Source organism: Shimazuella sp. NTD250 (assembly GCF_059510375.1).
Map to the genome: position 1 here is coordinate 146,291 of NZ_JCAJZS010000004.1, position 18,538 is coordinate 164,828.

General features: G+C 39.6%; 19 protein-coding genes and 1 riboswitch. Of the genes, 12 read left to right on the forward strand and 7 right to left on the reverse strand.

Features of this window, described 5'->3' with window-relative positions:
- Positions 1-29 precede the first annotated feature (29 nt).
- The 4 genes from AC5WOF_RS11535 to AC5WOF_RS11550 all read left to right on the forward strand — a co-directional run bounded on the left by AC5WOF_RS11535 (position 30) and on the right by AC5WOF_RS11550 (position 2,838).
- Positions 30-1,412 (forward strand): NAD(P)/FAD-dependent oxidoreductase, encoded by a 1,383-nt coding sequence (locus AC5WOF_RS11535; protein ID WP_496050107.1) that lies wholly within the window; start codon positions 30-32, stop codon positions 1,410-1,412.
- A 370-nt stretch (positions 1,413-1,782) separates the two neighbouring features.
- Positions 1,783-2,085 (forward strand): hypothetical protein, encoded by a 303-nt coding sequence (locus tag AC5WOF_RS11540; protein WP_496050108.1) that lies wholly within the window; start codon positions 1,783-1,785, stop codon positions 2,083-2,085.
- 75 nt (positions 2,086-2,160) lie between these two features.
- Entirely contained in the window at positions 2,161-2,463 is a 303-nt protein-coding gene (locus tag AC5WOF_RS11545; protein ID WP_496050109.1) for a hypothetical protein, read from the forward strand.
- A gap of 72 nt (positions 2,464-2,535) precedes the next feature.
- Complete coding sequence (locus AC5WOF_RS11550) at positions 2,536-2,838, forward strand: hypothetical protein (protein ID WP_496050110.1); 303 nt, start codon at positions 2,536-2,538, stop codon at positions 2,836-2,838.
- Positions 2,839-3,096: 258 nt separating this feature from the next.
- Here the strand turns inward: AC5WOF_RS11550 and AC5WOF_RS11555 are convergent, their stop codons facing one another.
- Entirely contained in the window at positions 3,097-3,660 is a 564-nt protein-coding gene (locus AC5WOF_RS11555) for an ECF transporter S component (protein WP_496050111.1), read from the reverse strand.
- Positions 3,661-3,827: 167 nt separating this feature from the next.
- Positions 3,828-3,972, reverse strand: a riboswitch (FMN riboswitch).
- A 193-nt stretch (positions 3,973-4,165) separates the two neighbouring features.
- Here AC5WOF_RS11555 and AC5WOF_RS11560 point away from each other — a divergent pair.
- Positions 4,166-4,525, forward strand: coding sequence for a beta/gamma crystallin-related protein (locus tag AC5WOF_RS11560; RefSeq protein WP_496050112.1), 360 nt, complete (start codon positions 4,166-4,168; stop codon positions 4,523-4,525).
- A 208-nt stretch (positions 4,526-4,733) separates the two neighbouring features.
- Here the strand turns inward: AC5WOF_RS11560 and AC5WOF_RS11565 are convergent, their stop codons facing one another.
- The 3 genes from AC5WOF_RS11565 to AC5WOF_RS11575 form a co-directional block, all read right to left on the reverse strand.
- Positions 4,734-7,298 carry a YfhO family protein gene (locus tag AC5WOF_RS11565; protein WP_496050113.1) on the reverse strand — a complete coding sequence of 855 codons (2,565 nt, stop codon included), beginning with the start codon at positions 7,296-7,298 and terminating at the stop codon, positions 4,734-4,736.
- Positions 7,299-7,653: 355 nt separating this feature from the next.
- Positions 7,654-8,139, reverse strand: coding sequence for a GNAT family N-acetyltransferase (locus tag AC5WOF_RS11570; RefSeq protein WP_496050114.1), 486 nt, complete (start codon positions 8,137-8,139; stop codon positions 7,654-7,656).
- Positions 8,140-8,472: 333 nt separating this feature from the next.
- Positions 8,473-9,792 (reverse strand): helix-turn-helix domain-containing protein, encoded by a 1,320-nt coding sequence (locus AC5WOF_RS11575; RefSeq protein ID WP_496050115.1) that lies wholly within the window; start codon positions 9,790-9,792, stop codon positions 8,473-8,475.
- Between the two features lie 192 nt (positions 9,793-9,984).
- Between AC5WOF_RS11575 and AC5WOF_RS11580 the strand changes: the two genes are divergently transcribed.
- From AC5WOF_RS11580 to AC5WOF_RS11590, 3 genes are all read left to right on the forward strand, one after another.
- Positions 9,985-10,323 carry a hypothetical protein gene (locus tag AC5WOF_RS11580; RefSeq protein WP_496050116.1) on the forward strand — a complete coding sequence of 113 codons (339 nt, stop codon included), beginning with the start codon at positions 9,985-9,987 and terminating at the stop codon, positions 10,321-10,323.
- Between the two features lie 61 nt (positions 10,324-10,384).
- Positions 10,385-10,699 carry a hypothetical protein gene (locus AC5WOF_RS11585; RefSeq protein WP_496050117.1) on the forward strand — a complete coding sequence of 105 codons (315 nt, stop codon included), beginning with the start codon at positions 10,385-10,387 and terminating at the stop codon, positions 10,697-10,699.
- A 446-nt stretch (positions 10,700-11,145) separates the two neighbouring features.
- A complete protein-coding gene (locus AC5WOF_RS11590) occupies positions 11,146-11,454 on the forward strand; it encodes an RDD family protein (protein ID WP_496050118.1) in 309 nt (102 codons plus the stop codon).
- Between the two features lie 142 nt (positions 11,455-11,596).
- On the opposite strand, the gene AC5WOF_RS11595 is transcribed toward AC5WOF_RS11590, so the two are convergent.
- A complete protein-coding gene (locus AC5WOF_RS11595) occupies positions 11,597-12,820 on the reverse strand; it encodes a cytochrome P450 family protein (protein WP_496050119.1) in 1,224 nt (407 codons plus the stop codon).
- Between the two features lie 150 nt (positions 12,821-12,970).
- Positions 12,971-14,158 (reverse strand): NAD(P)/FAD-dependent oxidoreductase, encoded by a 1,188-nt coding sequence (locus AC5WOF_RS11600; protein ID WP_496050120.1) that lies wholly within the window; start codon positions 14,156-14,158, stop codon positions 12,971-12,973.
- A 173-nt stretch (positions 14,159-14,331) separates the two neighbouring features.
- Here AC5WOF_RS11600 and AC5WOF_RS11605 point away from each other — a divergent pair, with 173 nt between their 5' ends.
- Positions 14,332-14,940: a TetR/AcrR family transcriptional regulator gene (locus AC5WOF_RS11605; RefSeq protein ID WP_496050121.1), complete on the forward strand. Its 609-nt coding sequence runs from the start codon at positions 14,332-14,334 to the stop codon at positions 14,938-14,940.
- Positions 14,941-15,494: 554 nt separating this feature from the next.
- Positions 15,495-15,800: a cytochrome C oxidase subunit IV family protein gene (locus AC5WOF_RS11610; RefSeq protein ID WP_496050122.1), complete on the forward strand. Its 306-nt coding sequence runs from the start codon at positions 15,495-15,497 to the stop codon at positions 15,798-15,800.
- Positions 15,801-15,814: 14 nt separating this feature from the next.
- Here the strand turns inward: AC5WOF_RS11610 and AC5WOF_RS11615 are convergent, their stop codons facing one another.
- Entirely contained in the window at positions 15,815-16,732 is a 918-nt protein-coding gene (locus tag AC5WOF_RS11615; RefSeq protein ID WP_496050123.1) for a ketopantoate reductase family protein, read from the reverse strand.
- A gap of 264 nt (positions 16,733-16,996) precedes the next feature.
- On the opposite strand from AC5WOF_RS11615, the gene AC5WOF_RS11620 reads away from it, so the two are divergent.
- Together AC5WOF_RS11620 and fba are read left to right on the forward strand one after the other, a co-directional pair.
- Complete coding sequence (locus tag AC5WOF_RS11620; RefSeq protein WP_240875413.1) at positions 16,997-17,362, forward strand: response regulator; 366 nt, start codon at positions 16,997-16,999, stop codon at positions 17,360-17,362.
- A 315-nt stretch (positions 17,363-17,677) separates the two neighbouring features.
- Positions 17,678-18,532 carry a class II fructose-1,6-bisphosphate aldolase gene (fba, locus tag AC5WOF_RS11625; RefSeq protein ID WP_496050124.1) on the forward strand — a complete coding sequence of 285 codons (855 nt, stop codon included), beginning with the start codon at positions 17,678-17,680 and terminating at the stop codon, positions 18,530-18,532.
- Positions 18,533-18,538 lie beyond the last annotated feature (6 nt).

Genomic DNA, 18,538 nt, shown 5'->3' on the forward strand with positions numbered 1-18,538 from the left:
TCTTTCTGTTTCAGAGGGGAGACAAAACTTTGTACGATGTAGCGATTATTGGAGCAGGGATAGCAGGAGTTTTTCTAGCTTATGAATTAGCAAGCAGCGGTCAGAAAGTAGTATTGTTGGATCGGGGAAAAAAGTTAGCAGATCGACTATCTTGTCCAAAGAATCAAGGGAATCCTTGTAATTGTGATGTCTGTGACACCTACTATGGTTTTGGCGGGTTGGGGAAATCAGAGGGTAAATTTAATTATTCCAATGGTTTTGGAGGTCAGTTGGAGCAGAAGGTGGGATCAGAGGTATTTCGGTCTTTGATGCACAGAGTAGATGAAACTTTATGCCGATTTGGAGGGAACAAAGTACATGCCTATACTACTTATGATCCTCAGCTGTCCCAGCGGGCAGAAGAAGCAGGTTTAAAGGTGATTTCTACAGAAGTGAGGCACTTGGGGACAAAGTTATCAATCGAAGTACTTCAACAAATATATGATTACCTAGAAAATAAGATTGATTTTCGCTTTCAGTGTGATATTACTTCGATTTATCAACAAAAAAATCAATTTATTATCTCTACAGCTCAAGAAACGATTCTCTCGGATCGAGTGGTAATCGCAACTGGCCGTTCAGGTACAGATTGGCTGAATCAGATATGGCAGTCATTTGGAATCACTCCCAGCCAAACTCGTTTAGATCTTGGAATAAGAGTAGAAATGAAAGCAGAGCAATTTCATTCCATTTTACAGGATACATTTGAAACGAAACTCGTTTATCAGGCAGGAGAATATATTGCTGCTACGTATTGCATGAACCCCCAGGGAAGGATTATCCGCAAGTACCAAGAAGGATTGGTCATGCCGGATGGTCAAAATTACCGGGAGCGAGGAGATGGGGCTACCTCTAATTTGAACTTCACTTTGTTTGTTCCTCGTTATTTTTCCACCACTGGGGAAGCAGACAGTTATGCTCGTTCGGTTATTGAACGAATCAATCAAGGAATAGATCGCATAGTCGTGCAACGGTGGGGAGATTTTATAGCAGGGAAAGCCACTTCTCTCTCTGCCATTCAGCAAAATAGCGTCATCCCAACGCTCGATGCGGATGGGGGAAATTTGTTTCAAGAAGTTCCAAACTTATATCTTCATATGCTGCAACAATTTATGAGTTGTTTAGAAGTGCTATTAGGTGTACCGATTGATAAGGATACATTGCTCTATGGGATAGATGCCAAGTTTTACGCAACAGAAGTGACAACCAATTCCTATTTTGAAACAAATATACCCCAGTTGTATGCAGTTGGAGATTGCTCAGGTGTTACCCATTCCCTCTCACAGGCAGCAGCAAGTGGTTTATATGTTGGTATGTATTTGAACCGCACTTGGAAAGAAAAGAATTTCATGACTGCTTCAAATCCTAGGTAAAATTTAAATGGAAGCAGGGCAGACTTCTCATACAATCTCTCGATCAAACCAAATCGTGTAAAGTAACAGGCCGATTAAAATAGATATCGGTCTTTTTTTTATTCCATTGTTCTCAGTAGTCGTTTACTGGTTTTAGGCCGATTTAGAAATATTTTCAATCATATTTAGAATAAAATATATCTTTATCAAAAGAAAAATACTAAAAAATAAATGATTATTTTTAAAAAAATAATATTAAATGTAATTAAATATTTATTAGTGAAAATTTGATTTTTTTGATTTTTATTCACAATTACTTGTATTTTCTATGGTTTCGCCTGCTATAATCAAGTTAGGAATTAAAACAATTAAATTTTAGGAGTGGTTTTATATGAAAAATTTTAAAAAAATTATTGCAGTTTCCGCTTTGGCAATTGGATTTGCAATCCCAACTCTACCTGCAATCTCCCATGCAGATGTTATCCATCCTGAAGTAAAACCAAATGTACAACCAACAGTAGTACCTGTAGTAGCTCCAAATGTACAACCTCAAGCTGCTGATGTCGTACACCCAGAAGTAAAGCCTGAAGTGAAGCCACAAGTAGCACCTTTGGTAGCTCCAAATGTTCAGCCACAAGATGTTGTACATCCAGAAGTAAAACCTCAAGTTGAACCACACGTAGCTGGCAGATAATTTTGATTTAGATTAGAAAGTATCACCGAAGCCATATAGGTATGAAAACGATTAAATTTAGGAGAGTGGTTTAATATGAAAAAGTTTACAAAGTTTATTGCGGTTTCTGCTTTAGCGATTGGATTTGCAATCCCAGCTCTACCAGCAATCTCTCATGCAGATGTTCTTCATCCTGAAGTGAAACCAAATGTACAGCCAACAGTAGTACCTGTAGTAGCTCCAAATGTACAACCTCAAGCTGCTGATGTTGTACATCCAGAAGTAAAGCCTGAAGTGAAGCCACAAGTAGCACCATTCGTAGTTGCAAATGTTCAGCCTCAAGATGTAGTGCATCCAGAAGTAAAACCTCAAGTTGAACCACACGTAGCCGGCAGATAATTTTTGTTTAAAGTGTAGTGTCACCGTCAGGATACGAAATGAAAACAATTAAATTTAGGAGAGTGGTTTTATATGAAAAAATTCACAAAATTTATTGCGGTTTCTGCTTTAGCAATTGGATTTGCAATCCCAGCTCTACCAGCAATCTCCCATGCAGATGTTCTTCATCCTGAAGTGAAACCAAATGTACAACCAACAGTAGTACCTGTAGTAGCTCCAAATGTACAACCTCAAGCTGCTGATGTTGTACATCCAGAAGTAAAGCCTGAAGTGAAGCCACAAGTAGCTCCTTTGGTAGCTCCAAATGTTCAGCCTCAAGATGTAGTGCATCCAGAAGTAAAACCTGAAGTGAAACCACACGTAGCCAGCAGATAGTATGGATTTGGTAGAGGGTTAGTTAGGAAGTGTAGAAGTGTCATCGTATCAAGATTTGGAAGGAACAAGTAAGCGGGCGGTTACAAAAATAAAAGATGTGCATCCCAAAAGTTGATCAAGAAAGACAACTTGATGGGATGCTTTTTTTATGTCAAAGCCCTTGTGTTGGTGATTAAAGTTAGATGACACTTTTAAACAATTTGAGGAGAATAACAAAGCCTCTCAGATCTGAGAGGCTAATTCACATAAAATGCAATGTTATCTTCTTGCTTGTAGAGATAATATTGGAAATAACTTTTGGTAGAGTGGGATAAATAACACACCAATTAAGACACCTTTTAAGAGATTAAATGGAGCTACTCCGTAAAATATTAGTATATTTTTTGCTTCACCTGTGACTGTCCAGTTGATCAAATAACTATACAAAGGGAAGATGACAAAGTAATTGGCTATGGTTAGCAATACGGTCATCAAGATAGTTGCGATGGTTGTACCGATGATCATACCTTTGAGCCCCGTGATCTTTTTGCTAATCCCTACAGATGTGACCACAAAGAGACTGCCGGCGACAAAGTTGGCCATTTGTCCTAGTGGGACAGCACCGGTTTCACTTCCTGACAAGAGAAAATGCAATCCATTTTTGAGAAACTCAATAAGCACGCCAGAAAGTGGGCCAAAGAGAAAGGCTCCAATCAACGCAGGAATTTCGCTAAAATCGATTTTCAAAAATGAAGGAAAAAGTGGTAATGGGAAATTCAGATACTGCATGAGTAATGCAATTGCCGTTAAAACAGACATTAGGACCAGCTTGCGTGTTTGCATAATAATTCTCCTTTTTCTTTACTTTCAGCTGGTCTTCGGGGACATAAAAAACCCCCAAAAGACTTTGCTTTCGGGGGTTTGATTTCATAACGAAACAGGCTTTTTTTACGTAGAAAAAAAGCACATCGAAACAAGAGCAAGTACACATCATTTTTTTGCTCTGTTTCCTTATCCTTCTCCCATCCAGACTATACTGTCGGCTTCGGAATCGCACCGAATCCACCGCTTTGGCACATGCCAACTCGGGTCACGGACTGAGGTTAAATAACCATCACCGCCGGTCGGGATTTTCACCCTGCCCCGAAGGATACCATATGAAGTTTATACGTTTTTATTATATAGATAAAGATAATATTGTCAATATGTTGACGAATTTACACCAGAGTCACTTTATTTTACGTAGAGGATTTAAGTAATTATAGTCATACTTATTTTACTTTTTTGAATTTATTTTTAACTGTAATAGTCTTATAATATATAAGAGTTTAAAGAAAGAGGTGTAGAAATGAAAAAAATTATTGCTTTTGTATTCGCTCTTGCATTACTCGGTGCTGTTGCATTACCAAGTTATACTCATGCAGCTCCAGCTCATGCATCAAAAAATTGTTTCACGTTGTATCAATACAAAAATTTCAGAGGGAAATCAGTGTCGTTTTGCCATAGTGTGAAGGATTTGAAGAAATACAAATTTGATAATAAAACATCTTCTTTCAAGGTGAAATTGGCACCAGGTAAGAAGATGATATTTTATAATGATGCTAATTATAAAGGTGCGGAAGGAAGTTTTTTGGTAGACAAATCTTGTAGTGAGGGCAGTATACCTCGTATGTTTGATAACAAAATTACGTCCATTCAAATTAAGTAAGTAGCAGCTTTTATTGTTTTTAAACAAAATTGCCTATATAAAAGAGTTTAAATAAAGGGGTTTGAAAAACTGGAACTAAACTCATTAAAGGTGGGAAAATTGCCAGTTTGCCTAAAGAGTTCAATGACAAATTTTCATCCCTAAGATTTATTTATATTGACGGATAAAAACAGTCCAAACAGAGAAAATGCTCTGTTTGGACTGTTTTTCATTTCTTTCGTTTAAAATGGATGATATGCTTGCGCAAAGGTAATAGCAAAATAATCACAAGTGATAGTAGTCCTAAGAGTATCCCTGTCCATAATCCGGGTGGTGTGTACTCACATGATATGGAACTTGTATGTTTTTCAATCGGTATACGAATCAGGCCCAAAAAACTTTTTGGCTGCTTGTCTTCTCCGTTCCCACTAGAACACTTCCAGCCCGGGGCATTGGGAATGGAAATAATAGCTGAACCCGTACTTCCCTTGGGCAATGTCGCAGTGATGGAGTGAGCCGATGCTTCCACACGAGTGGCTCCTGTTGTTTGTAAATGTGTTACTGTACGATCGAATTTTGATTGATCCATACAAGCAATCGGTTGTTTTCCCATCTCACCACCTCGGTAGGTGTGGAGGATAACAGCTATTTGACCAGTAGAAGGTGTTTTTCCTAGTTTCACGATAGGTGAGCGAATAGAGGCGTTTGAACCCTGCATTTTTACGTCTGTTTGCTGATTCGTAAGTCTCGCATTTCCATAGAGATATGGGGTATACAGATAGACAATCGACCTAGGTTTACAAGCAGTCTGTAGGGTATAAGTGCCCGGTTTTCCATTGGTTTGCGCTGATAGGATATATGCTGTTTTGGTTTGACGTACTGGAGCTGTATCTTTTGAAGTGATGAACTTCGGTTTTGGGATATCATATATGTTCGTCCCTAAAAATAACTCATGGTTTTGAAAAACATTTGATGTTGGCTTGGTAGTAACAGGCATATTTGCATGTACGGTAACAAGTGGGGGAACTGCTTGTTTTTTTGTATGTACTTGAATGGAACCATCTGAGTCAACAGTTGTCATGATTCTTCTGCCAACAGAGAAAATGGCATCTGTAACTTCATTGTCCATGCTGAGTAATCCTCTGCCCCATCGATCCCAGCCAAATCCTAAATCTGTAACCAATTTTGTTGTATCTTTCATCGTTAAGCTGCTATAGTAGACAATCCCTTGTCCCCCTAAAAGCCAAGGATCATTTTTGGCTATGAAAGCTGTCCCGGTTTCCGTCCGGTAGGTTGGCCAGTTTTGATTTGCAACGATCTGCTGTCTGACTTGATCATGCCAGCTTCCCCATTCAGGAGTGGAAGTGAATCTTTTATACCGAATTTGGTCTACCACCACAGACGATAGAGAAGATTCTGTGGCGAACCCAAGTATGATCAAAGAGACAGCTATTGCTCCCCAGATATATGTTTGTTTGGAAAGGGAAAACAAGATCATCCCAAGTGCAACGATGGTGACAACGGCTACTGCCCCGACAAGGGCAAATGTAATATCTGTTAGCAGTGGACTTTTCCGGGTAATCACCATGAGCAGTCCATATAGGAGGCTGGCTCCTAGTAAAGACAGAAGGTTGGTCTTTTTCAAATGCTGGACAGCCATCCAAGCGAGCATGGTCAAGAGACCGCAAAAGATAAATGCCTCTCGAAATGAGCTGCCATTTGGCTTGGCAAAAGCATGCCAAAGTAATTGTGTTGGGTTCCACTGAAACGACAGCAGGACAACTAAGGTTGTTATTGACCAAATCAACCTTGTACGCAAGGCTGTGTTCGTTTGCAAGAGAAAGACAAGTGCTAGCAGAAGAGCTGGTGTGCCGACAAAAATACTGGGACTTAATCCAATCCCTTCTGTAGCAGGGAATAATCGTGAGAGCAGATGCGTCCATGGTACTGCTTCAAATGGTTTGGTCAAAGTAGGCTGCGCGATAGAAGTCGCTTTTAGGATCGGGAAGATGAGAGGAGAAGCGATTCCTATACCAAGTATCAGCCTCCCAGCACCACGAAGAAGCACCATCCCTCTTTGCTTCGCTGTCATTTCCATCGTAAACATCCGGATGAGAATTACGATGACAGCTCCGAGCGTAGCCATATATGCCGTGTAAAAGTTTGCGATCCAACAGAGAGCTGCCAAAGATATCCCCAAATAAATGCGTCTTCCTTCAAGTGTCCAATGCCCGACTAAACAAATGAGCGGAAAAGCGATCAATCCATCTAACCACATAGGTACAAAAGCACTGTCATCGACTGCCCATCCACAGAGTGCATAAGAAGCACCTAACAATCCAGCAAATGCCCAAGATCCTTTTTTCCAAGAAGACAGATAAAAACTCATAGCTGCTCCAGCAGAGGCTAATTTAAGCAGTGTAATGACATATACTGCAAGATTGACTTTATCTCGGGGGAAAAAGTAGACCAATAATTCAAATGGACTGCTTAAATAAGTAACAAAATCCGCATAGAGGCTTGTCCCAAATGCACTTCGCCAGTTGAAAAACAGATCGCCCTCTGCTTTGCCATGCAGTAAATCCCAGTAGTAAGTATGTACGGGTACAAATTGGTTCCCTAAGTCATTAACGCTTCGGGTGATATCACCGAAAGGGAAGGAACCCCGCAGGATACCGCTTAGACACATGCAAACAATTGTCAAGATGGACGCCAATAGCATGGCATATGTTTTATTGTCCTTCCACCAAAGGCTTTCTGAGGCAGACGGATTTTTGGTTGTTGCTTCTTTCAATCTGTCCTCTCTCACTTTCCTAAAATGATACTGAAGATTATAAATAAAAAAATCCTTCCAAGCAGAGTATATCACCATACAGAATAATATGTGTTTACAATGTTTACTAAGAAGGAAATCCACTTTTTTGAGGACTTGTATTATTTGCTCTTATCTAGTTTGTACAAACTTGAATACAGATTATTATGGAAGCACTTCATATCAAAGTAGAGTGTTTTTTGGTTTAATTTATTGGGTTAATTATTTATACTTGCTTGACTACCATCATTTCGTCCGCTATCCGAAACTGCTCTTAAGTTCAATTTTATATAAAGAGATTCCTTTTGGAGCTTGATCAACTCAACATCCCTATACCTTATCTATCATCTTGCAGAGAAAGTTCATAGACTGCACGATCCTTACCACGGCCTTTAAATCCAGTTTTTACAGATACACCATGGACTACTTTATCCCCTGCTATGTTCCGAAATCCCATGGTTGTCCAAAGAGCATGCGCAGCTGTATTCTCGGCCTCCGATGTCAGCCATAGACGAGCACAACCCCACTCTATGGCTCTTGCCCGAATTCTAGCCATAATCTCTTTTGCAATCCCCTTTTTGCGATGCTCTGGATGAATCATTAAATCTTGAACATATACTTCACTGGGATTCTCCTGACTTCGAAAAGCGATAACTACTCCGATGACTTGTTCTTCGCATATCGCGACTAGACATGACGAGGCGAAAAGGTGGGCATATAGCCAATAATCGGACTGTGATCGTGCACGGACAAACGGGGAGCCTAGTCTCATTAGTTGCTCTACGTCTTGTATCAGATTTTGATTTAGTTTAGTGATAATCATCTGATTCAACCCTCCGGAAAACTTTTTTCAAATTGTGCAAGTCATTGCGGCAATATTCTAAACTCTATATTAGGTGAACGATCTCAAGTTACTATTGAAAATCCCCTCTAAACAGAACCCAGTCTCATTAGAGGGGATGATATATTATTAGTTTTTCTCTTAATTGTTTTTACGTGCTGGATCGCCGTCGTTTCTGCTGCCTCCGTGAAAGATCATGCCAACTCCTCCTTGGATAAGGTATTGACTTTGTCTAATTAGAAGGAATGCTATTTATTGGTTGAATTTTATTATATGATTTTGCCCATTGGATCGTCATCATTTTCAAGATGATTGTTACCTAGAGGATCTCCATCTCCATACATTGTCATTTGAAAAGCCCTCCTTCAATTTCTTATACATCAAGTTTTGATAATGTTTAAATTTTTGTTCGTTACCTTCACTCTCATAAAAATCACATATTTTCAGAAAAATGTCAACAGACACACCATGAATACTCTCATCATTCGACATAATTTTATCTGTTTCCCGAAATAGATGCTTATCCTTTTTCAAATGACCAAGTGTAATTAAGGTTTCTATTAAATACACTTCTTTGCTTTTTACTTCTCTGAAAAATTTAATTGCATTTAAAAGTTGTTGCTCCGCTTTTTGGTTATCTCCTAATGAAATTAATAATTTTCCATAGTTAAGGTGGGTTCTTCCTATACGATCTGGGATATCGGAAACATATTTAGAAAAAGCAAGAGCTTTTCTATAGCAAATTTGTGCTTCTTGAAATCCACCTAAAGCAACATGGATATTCCCTATAAGTGTCCATATCGAAAATAATCTTCGATGCTCTTCATTTTTTCTAGCTAGTTGGTGTCCTTTTTTAGCGTATTCTAACGCTTTTAAGGGTTGTCCTGATTTTAAGAGTAGTGCTGCATACCGTTCATGAATCTGAATGACAGATGCAATATTTTCTTTAAATTTGTCAATGTGTTTATAAAGAATTTCTAGTTCCCTACATGCTTCTTCATCTCTCCCTAATTCTTCTAAATAAATTACTTTGTTGAGATATAGATAAGGCTTGTAATAGGTTCTTTCATACTTATCATCAAATGCTTCAATAGCTTTTTCCGTGTGTTCTAGTGCTGATTGGTAGTCTTCTTCATAAAAAGCTAAACGTCCTAGATCGTTTAAACAAATTGCGTGTAGATTAGAATGGGCTAAGTCTGTGCATTCATCTAAACCAAGTAATGCTTGCTTGAACAGTGCTCTTGATTCTTCTCTTTTTTGGAGTTCAAAAGCAATTCTTCCCTTTAAAAAAGTAGCAAAAACTCTCGCAGTTTGAAACATATCCACATCCAATTCTTCCAATAGAAGCAAAGCCTCATCTGGATTACCCATTACAATATCCTCAATATGAAGCAGTTCCTCCAAAACAAATCGTTCTCTTTCTGTAGCTTCATCCACCACTCCAAATAACTCCTCCGCTATCCCCAGAAATTGTGAATACTGTATATAGCGGTCATCGCCTACAGTGGGAAGTCCTCTTTCCATATAGCTGATGGTCGTCTTCCCTAACTCCATCTTATCAGCAACTTCTTGCTGGTTTAATTTTAAGCGCTTTCTTTCTTTTGTTAAAATCGCTCCGACGATATCTCTCCTCATTTTTCATCCATCCTTTTATAGAACAGTTTATTGGTAAATTTTGTTCTGCTCATCTTACCAGAATTATTAGATATATTGCAATTATTTACATAATAAGCAGCATCTAAATGAATAAAGATAGTATTTGCTGAATTTTTATAATACTCATAAACTATTAACAGGGAATCACTTATCATAAGGAGGAATGGAGAAATGTCGATGCGGCTTATTGTGGAAGGTGAAGAATGTTCCGTACAACAGTACGTTCGAGATTTAAAGCAAGATAGAAGGTATAGATTTTATCACGTTCATGAATTTTTATTAAATCCAACCGAGATGAAAATGGAATGCTATGTGGAAAGATCAGATAAGAGGTTATCAGAAGAGAAAAAGTCACTGGCGAAGATTATCATTGAAATCCCAGCAGAGTATGGAGCAAAGAAGATCGAAATAGATCTACTGGACTTAAAATTAGTAGATTTACGCGATGGGAAAACCACGATTTTCGGGATGAGTTATGATGCCTATGCGCATCCAACCAGCGAAGAGTAGGAGATCTGCTATGTATTGTAGAATCTGTTTAAAGCATGTTCGCTACAAAGGAGCTGGATCGATGGGTAGGTTTTCATCCCTTACGGAAAAAACGTATAAAATCCTAACAAAAGATGAGGCGTATGAGGAATTTCCTGAGTTGAAAACAACGATTGCAGAAACTCCACCCGACTACGTTTATCTTGCTGTATATGATCATCGCCCTACACCGCTCAGTATCCCGCCTCAGTTGATCGGACCGTATCCCAGCATGGATACAGCAAATGAGGCGATTAAACAAGCGACAGATCAATACCGCTCTGGATTAAGCCAAACCGAAAATAATATCGTTGAGTTTGAGAAGGTTTTAAGGTGTAAAGAAAAAGATGAGGCATGATGTCCATACTTAACGATGGTTTTAGTGGAAAACTTGATTAGGCTCATCATGGGATGGGTCTATTTCTATTTTCATTCAAAGAAGAACCTTTTTATAGATAATTTATTTTCATACAGGATATCTTTTTTTAATAGTTAGTTTTGCATTATAATGAAATTATACAGTACCCCACAGTGGTGCTGATGACTTGAGGAAGGTCACCATGGAGCTTGAGCTGGTCATTCTGATGATCACGCAGTGCGGTTGTTTGAACCCCAACTGCGTCCCCTGTCGACAGTGGGGGCGTTGCTGTGGCAATTCAACCAGTCACGGCGAGTCATGACCCTCGCAACAAGGTGACTCGGTCACCTCAATTCAAAGTCTGGTCAGTGTTTATTTACTGTCCAGGCTCCCGAATGTAATCAAAAAAATATAGATTTGAGTCGTCGGAAGACGGCTTTTTTATTTTGAGCGAATGTTCTAAATGGCAAGGAACATTCGGGAAAAGGAAAATGGGTATCCGTGTGGTTGACCATGATGATAAGCGTATTGGAATCGGTCGATCCGTTTTTCGAACAGCTGTCAAGTTCCTTCCTTGGGAGGCTGCTCACTTTAGCATATGGAGATTAATTCTTCCGACTGACTTTTCTGTACTCAGCATTCAAGTGATCTTAAGTGCTGCCAACTTTGCAATAATAATATATTTAATAACTCCTTTTATTAATAAAAAGACGAAAAATGTTTATGACTGGGTAGCAGGTACGGCAGTCCTATAACAAGACCAAACAGGGGAGTATCTTCAGGAAGATACTCCTTTCTTAGCATAAGGGTGATATTCACAACTATCAATTTTTCGTAGATTGGAATATGATTTGGCTGTCGGGGTCATTTTGCGTAGAGCTGAATCTACTCCAAACATTAAAACACAACTGGTAATTCCATTAATCCACGCATCAAATAAATGGGACGCCATTTCAATGTTTCAGCATCTGGATTCAGTTGAAGATTAGGCATTCTGCGCAGTAAAGTGAGCAGGGCAATCTGACCTTCCAGTCGTGCTAGCGGAGCACCCATACAGTAGTGAATCCCCATACCGAAGGCAAGATGACGGTTATTTTTTCTCGTAATATCAAATAGATCCGGATTTTGAAACTGTGTCTTATCACGGTTAGCCGAAGCTAAAGCTACTACAATCATCTCTCCCTTTCGTATCAACTTCTCCTGTAACCGAATATCTTCACCTGCCCATCGATTAGTCGCTAACTCTACAGGCCCATAAAAACGTAATATTTCTTCAATCGCAGAGGAGATAAGTTCAGGATTGCTCTTGAGTTTTTCCATTTGTTCTGGATGCTGCAACAAAGCGAATACACCATTTCCAATCAAATTAACCGTCGTTTCATGTCCAGCAACAATGAGCAAAAGAATCATCGAATACAATTCATTTTCTGTAAGTTTTTCTCCCTCCTCCTCAGCTTGAATCAAGGCACTCACAAGGTCTTCCGCTGGATCTTTTCGCCGCTCTCCAATCAGATGACCCAAATATTGAATAAAAGACTGAACCGTTGGGCGAGCCTCCCGCATTTTCTCGGGGAGGTTAGCAGCCTCAACTAGAGTGTCAGACCATTCCCGGAATAGATCACGATCTTCGCTAGGAACTCCTAACATCTCACAAATGACAATGATAGGTAAAGGGAAAGCAAATTCATCGATTATATTCATTTTCCCTTTGTCTTGAACCTCATCTAGTAAAGTGTCAGCGATCTCTTGAATTCGACTACGCAATTCCTCGATCATTTTTGGCGTGAAAGCTTTTTGAACTAAGTTACGCAAGCGGGTATGATCTGGGGGATCAGAGTTCAGCATAAGTTTAATGAATATATCCCTTTCCAGCATAGGAATCATCTTGTTTATCTGTTCTTGGCTCAACATTGCATATGGATTCTTAATAAGCTGATTGTCTTTTAATATTGCCTGTGCATCTTCGTATCGTGAAAGGAGCCAAGCAATTTGACCGTTAGGATGCAGAAAACGATAAACGGGCTCATCTCCCCTGAGTTTTGCGTAAAAAGAATAGGCTTTCCCTTTAAAGTCAGAAGAAAACAAATCGAGTTGAGGTGCTCCATGATTCTGTATTGACATAGTTTGATCTCCCTCTTCATGCTTACTCGCATTGATCTTTATTCCAAACGAAATTGGCAAATGTTTGGGTTGTGGTTGTACAGAAGGAAATAATATTAACGATAATCGCAAAAAACTGTTAGAAATATGGAAATCTTGATCTCTTTGCTACTATCGAAGCTTACTGCCTGCATCCCATGCGATCTTCCTGAATTTCCACGCAAGCTTTCCCGTTATAACCATATCAAGTCCCCATTTGTGCCCCCACACCAATCCACGATTTTTCCCCAGACCAATGCAGAAGAAATCCATCATCGATTTGTGAACAGGCGCGGGACGACCCTCCAGATCAGCCATCACGATTTTCCCCATTCGATCTGCCTGTAACCCACCTTCTGCGCATCTCATCCTATCTGCTTTGCCGGTTTTTGGATCGACAATTCTCGCACAGTCACCAATACTGTATACGCCCGGCGCCCCTTGGACGCGATACGATTCATCCACCAGCACTTGGCCATCAGGAGTAAGCGGCAAGCCTATAGTACGAAGGGCCGGATTCGGAATCAGACCAATCGTCCATATACATAGACCAACTGGCAGACGATCGCCATTGCTGAGCGTCACCACTCCTGTTTCCTCCCGCATTACCTTGCGGTTATAAAGCACTTTCACTCCACATTCACTGAGTATCTGATCCAGTTTTCGCCCAACTTTCTCAGGTCCTTCCATAAACAATCGTTCCTGTCCACTTAGCAAATAGACAGAAATATCGGACGGGTTCAGTCCGAGTGACGATGCTTCCTTTTGCATCTCCAGTGCCAGCTCGGAGGATGTCTCGATGCCACTGATGCCAGCCCCCGCAACTGCAACTGTCATCAGTCTCTTTCGTTCTTTCGGATTGGTCTCACGGACAGCTTGCCGTAGATTGGCACGCCAGCGCTCCTGGATGACTGCCGCGGTTTGCAGATCATTTAACGAAATGCCACCCTGATCAGGATCAGGTTGCCGAACGACACTACCGACCGCCACAACTAAAAGGTCATAACGAATTTGGGCTTGATTTCCTTGCGCATCCTCATATCGAATCTGCTTTTCTCCACTGTCCATAGACGTAACCGTACCTTGCACGAATTCTACTCCTTCTGAAAACTCATAATGCGTCCAAGGAATCGTAATCTCTTCCTCGCCCACGGCTGGCCGGAATAACAGCATTTTGCGCACATGACCAGGCTGCTTGTCCAACAGAACAAACCGAATTCGCTGTCCGTTCGCCATGTTCTGGGTTTCTTCCTTTATTGATTTGAGCGCTCCAATCCCCGCATGGCCGCCTCCGATAATGATACATGTCAAGTCGTTCATTACTCTTCAACCTCCTTGATTTTTAGGTTATAATAATAAACAACACGTTGTTCTTTACACTTTGAATTATAATTTTTGAAGCCGTTGTGTTCAATAATCAAAAAGGGAAGATGTGTTGTTTATGGAACACTATCTTCATTTGTGTTTGTTAAATTTTAAGGAGGAGAACTAATTTGCGAAAATTGGATACAGATTTGCGTGTTATTCGGACAAAAGATGCTATTCGAGAGGCATTTGTAGAGTTGATAGAGGAAAAAGGCTTTGAAGTCATTACGGTGAAAGATATTACAACAAAAGCAAAGATTAATAGAGGAACATTTTATGCACACTATCAAGACAAATTTGATTTAATGACAAGATCTCAAGAAGAGATTCTAGCAGAGATGGCCGAGATAGCTAAACATAACTTCCCAAAAGTTATTTCTGAACTTCATACTAACTCACCAACTTTAACGACTATTTCTGTTATCTTTGAATATCTAAATAAAAATAGCGGGTTTATGAAGGCTGTGTTAGGTCCAAAAGGAGATGTTACTTTCCAAACCAAACTAAAAGATTTTATATGGAAAATACTAATGGAAAAGAATCCAAACTACTTAGTGGAAGAGAAGGATTTACTTGTTCCAGGGCAATATTTGGTTTCTTATTTATCATCGGCCTACATCGGAGTGATTCAACAATGGTTGAATAGTGGCAGGAAAGAATCTCCTCAAGAAATGGCACGTATCATATCCACAATATCAATTAATGGTCCTTTGTATGCTGTTGGTCTAAAAAAGTGAATATTCTTAAAATAATAAAAGGAAGTACTTAAGAAAACAAGTACTTCCTTTTATTTATGTCTTAAGCCAGTAATGGGCACTTGTGTGCACTACAAAAAACCTTCCTTAACAGTAGAGCTGTTTACCCCCAAATAAACAAAATTAATGCCAATCATTCTTCTTTTAACTGACATATATTGATAATAGATTAAAAGAGAGGAGATATTTTTTGGTATGTATTTTCGATAAAGCTGCCGTTCAACCACTAGTGGACTAGCTGTTAAAACGATAATATAATTCTAATATTCTATAAGTTATAGCAGTTGAAGTTACCTATAAAAGAAGCTATTTTCAAGATGCGGTTTAGATCAATTGATCTATCCGTTTTTTTCCCATTTTGTCATGTGTTTTTTGTTTCTGGATTTTATAAATTAATGGAGATATTTCAACTCTTAATGAGATTTTTCATAGAAATGAGAAGGGTCGATATATCGAGCTAACCATCTTTTTTAAAATTTGGAATTCGGTTATAATGATCGTAAGCGCTTCCAACTGTAGGGAGAGGGGGCAATAAAGTGGAACCGTCGTTAAATAAGCAAGCCCATGTGAATGTCAACAAAAAACGATCTGCATCGCGTTTTGTTTGGTCTTTTCTGTGGATGGTCCTGTTTACCGCACTTTCCTTTTATCTCGTAGCTTACCCTCATTTTGCCGTGAAGACTACATTTTGGATTATACTCGGTGCTGCTGCCGTGCAAGTATTTTTACAGCTTTATACCTTTATGCATCTTGATGAGAAGGGGCATACACTTCCGATCATTTTTATAAGTTTAGGTCTGCTTATCGCTGTTATTTCAGTTGTTGGGTTAATTTTGATGTAAACACAAGCGGCTAATTAGTTAGCTGCTTGTGTTGCTTGGTAGATGGAAAGGGAACTGTAGATCGTTTTTAACAACGGTACATCTAAATCTGCCGGGGCGAGCCGAAGCAAGGTGCCATGAAAATGATCGGTTTCGATCGGCAGTCCTTTTTCCATGTCACGAAGCATGGAAGATTTCATTTCATCGGGGAGACTTCGCACCCGACCCATCGTTTGATTCCATACATCCGCATCTAGTGTCTCTTCTTGGTCTTTCCCAATTGCACATATTTCGTTAAGCAGGCGTTCATACGTTTCGATGCCATTTGGTGACTTGAGAATAGGACCAATACTGCTTCTTGTTAAGCATGTCATTCCAGCCATTGCACTGATAAAAATATATTTTTTCCAAATTTCATTGTTGATATTGTCACTGGATTCAGCAGATACGTTTGCGCCAGCAAATAAATCTTCGATCGCCCGGATGCGATCTGTTTTTTTGCCATCAAATTCACCAAAGACGATGCGGTGATGTGAACTGTAATGTTCTACTTCCCCTTTGGCATTCAGTGTAGATTCAATAAAACATAAACCGCCGATTACTCGCTCGAACCCGAAGAAATTTTTTAGTTTTTCAAAATGGGCGATCCCATTGAGTAAGGGGAGAATCGTGGTATGCTCTGCAACATAAGGAGAAAGGCTAGGGAGCACTTCGTCGAGATGATATGCTTTTGTAGTGAGAATAATTAAATCAAAAGGCAGCGCAGATTCCCCTTGGGAGATCGTAGAAACAGGGAAGCTGGCATCTCCATTTACACTATGTATAACCAACCCAGTCTCTAATTGTTGTTTTCTGCGTTCTCGAACAAAAAAGGTGACGTCAGCTCCTTTTTCTACGAGGCGACCGCCAAAGTAGCCACCAACTGCACCAGCGCCGACAACAAGGACACGCATACAGCATCCCTCCTATATAAATTTAACTTTAATAATGTTATTGTACATGGTTGAACGTAAAAGAACACCTTAATTTAGGATGCGCCGAAATGAAATTTTCAAAGAAAGGACTTATTTCTTGAAGGTTTTCGCGGGATTCATTGACCTATATAAAATATCTGGATTCAAAAAAGGAGGAAAACCATACCGTTATAAGGAAAAATACAGAATGATCATATATAAGGAAATCGGTAAGAGTTGTTTTGGAGGAGGATGGGTACGCAGATGAATCCTAAAAAGATACTTGTAGTGGACGATCAATTTGGTATACGTATTTTAATTAAAGAAGTGTTTTCCAAAGACGATGTTGTCGTCTTTCAAGCGGCAAATGGAAAGCAGGCCTTAGATATCATTTCTTTGGAAGACCCCGATTTGATTTTGTTGGATATGAAAATGCCCGGGATGGATGGACTGGAACTGCTTAGAAGATTGCAATTGGTATCTTGCCGTTCCAAAGTAATTATGATGACTGCTTATGGAGAATTGGATATGCTCGATGAAGCGACAAAATTAGGAGCACTTGCTCATTTTACAAAGCCATTTGATATTGAAGAGTTACGATCGGAAGTGATTCGTCAACTTGTGTCATAATGAATGTTGTAGTGGAAGCAACATGATATACATAAAATGATGTGAATTTGTGGAAATTTATCAAAAGTGTAATGGATGAAAAGTACAAGGATAAAAACGTGAGAATAAAAGGGGAATTGCTGGGAAATCCAGCCTCTTGGTGTCAATTGAACAGCTGGTAAGTGCTCCGGTCAATCCAATTTTTCCCTACAAAAAAATAAAGGATGCCCTAAAACTTTGACCAAACTGTGTCATTGTACTAATATATAAGAAAGCCTGGCCGACCTTTGGGGGTTGGCTTTTTGCTGATTACATATAATAAAAGGGGTAATGAGAATGCCACTTGTCTCTATGAATGAGTTCTTACCTAGAGCAAAGAATGAGAAGTTTGCCGTAGGTCAGTTTAATATGAATAACTTGGAATTTGTTCAAGCGATTGCGGAAGCTGCTAAAGAAGAACAATCTCCGTTTATATTTGGTGCAAGTGAAGGTGCTATTCGATACATGGGAATAAAGAATGTAGTTGCTTTAGCCCGTATTGCGGCAGAAGAGTCTGGTGTACCAGTAGCACTTCATTTGGATCATGGGAGTAGCTTTGAAGTAGTGATGCAGTGTATTCGCGAGGGATTTTCTTCTGTTATGTTTGATGGTTCTCATTATCCGTTGGAAGAAAACATCCGCTTGACAAAGCAAGTAGTAGCGGCTGCACATGCTGTTGGTATTTCTGTAGAAGGTGAACTAGGAACAATTGGCGGTGTTGAAGATGATCTTGATGTAGCAGAAGAAGATGCATCTTTGGCCAATTCAGCAGACGCTATTCGTTTTTGGCAAGAGACTCGTGTAGATGCGATGGCGATTGCTGTAGGGACTGCACATGGTATGTATAAGGGTGAGCCAAAAATACACTTCCATATTATCGATGAAGTAAGCAAATCGATCGAAGCGCCAATCGTATTGCATGGTGGTTCTGGTGTTCCTGATGAATCGATACAGAAAGCGATTTCTTATGGTGCTGCTAAAATTAATGTCAACACGGAAAATCAAGTAGCTAGTGCAAAAGTGGTTCGTGAACTACTCTCTTCTAAATCTGACCTCATTGATCCTCGTAAATATTTAGGTCCAGCGCGTGAAGCGATCAAGGAAGTGGTCAGAGGAAAAATGAGGTTGTTCGGCAGTTCTCACAAAGCATAAAGAAAG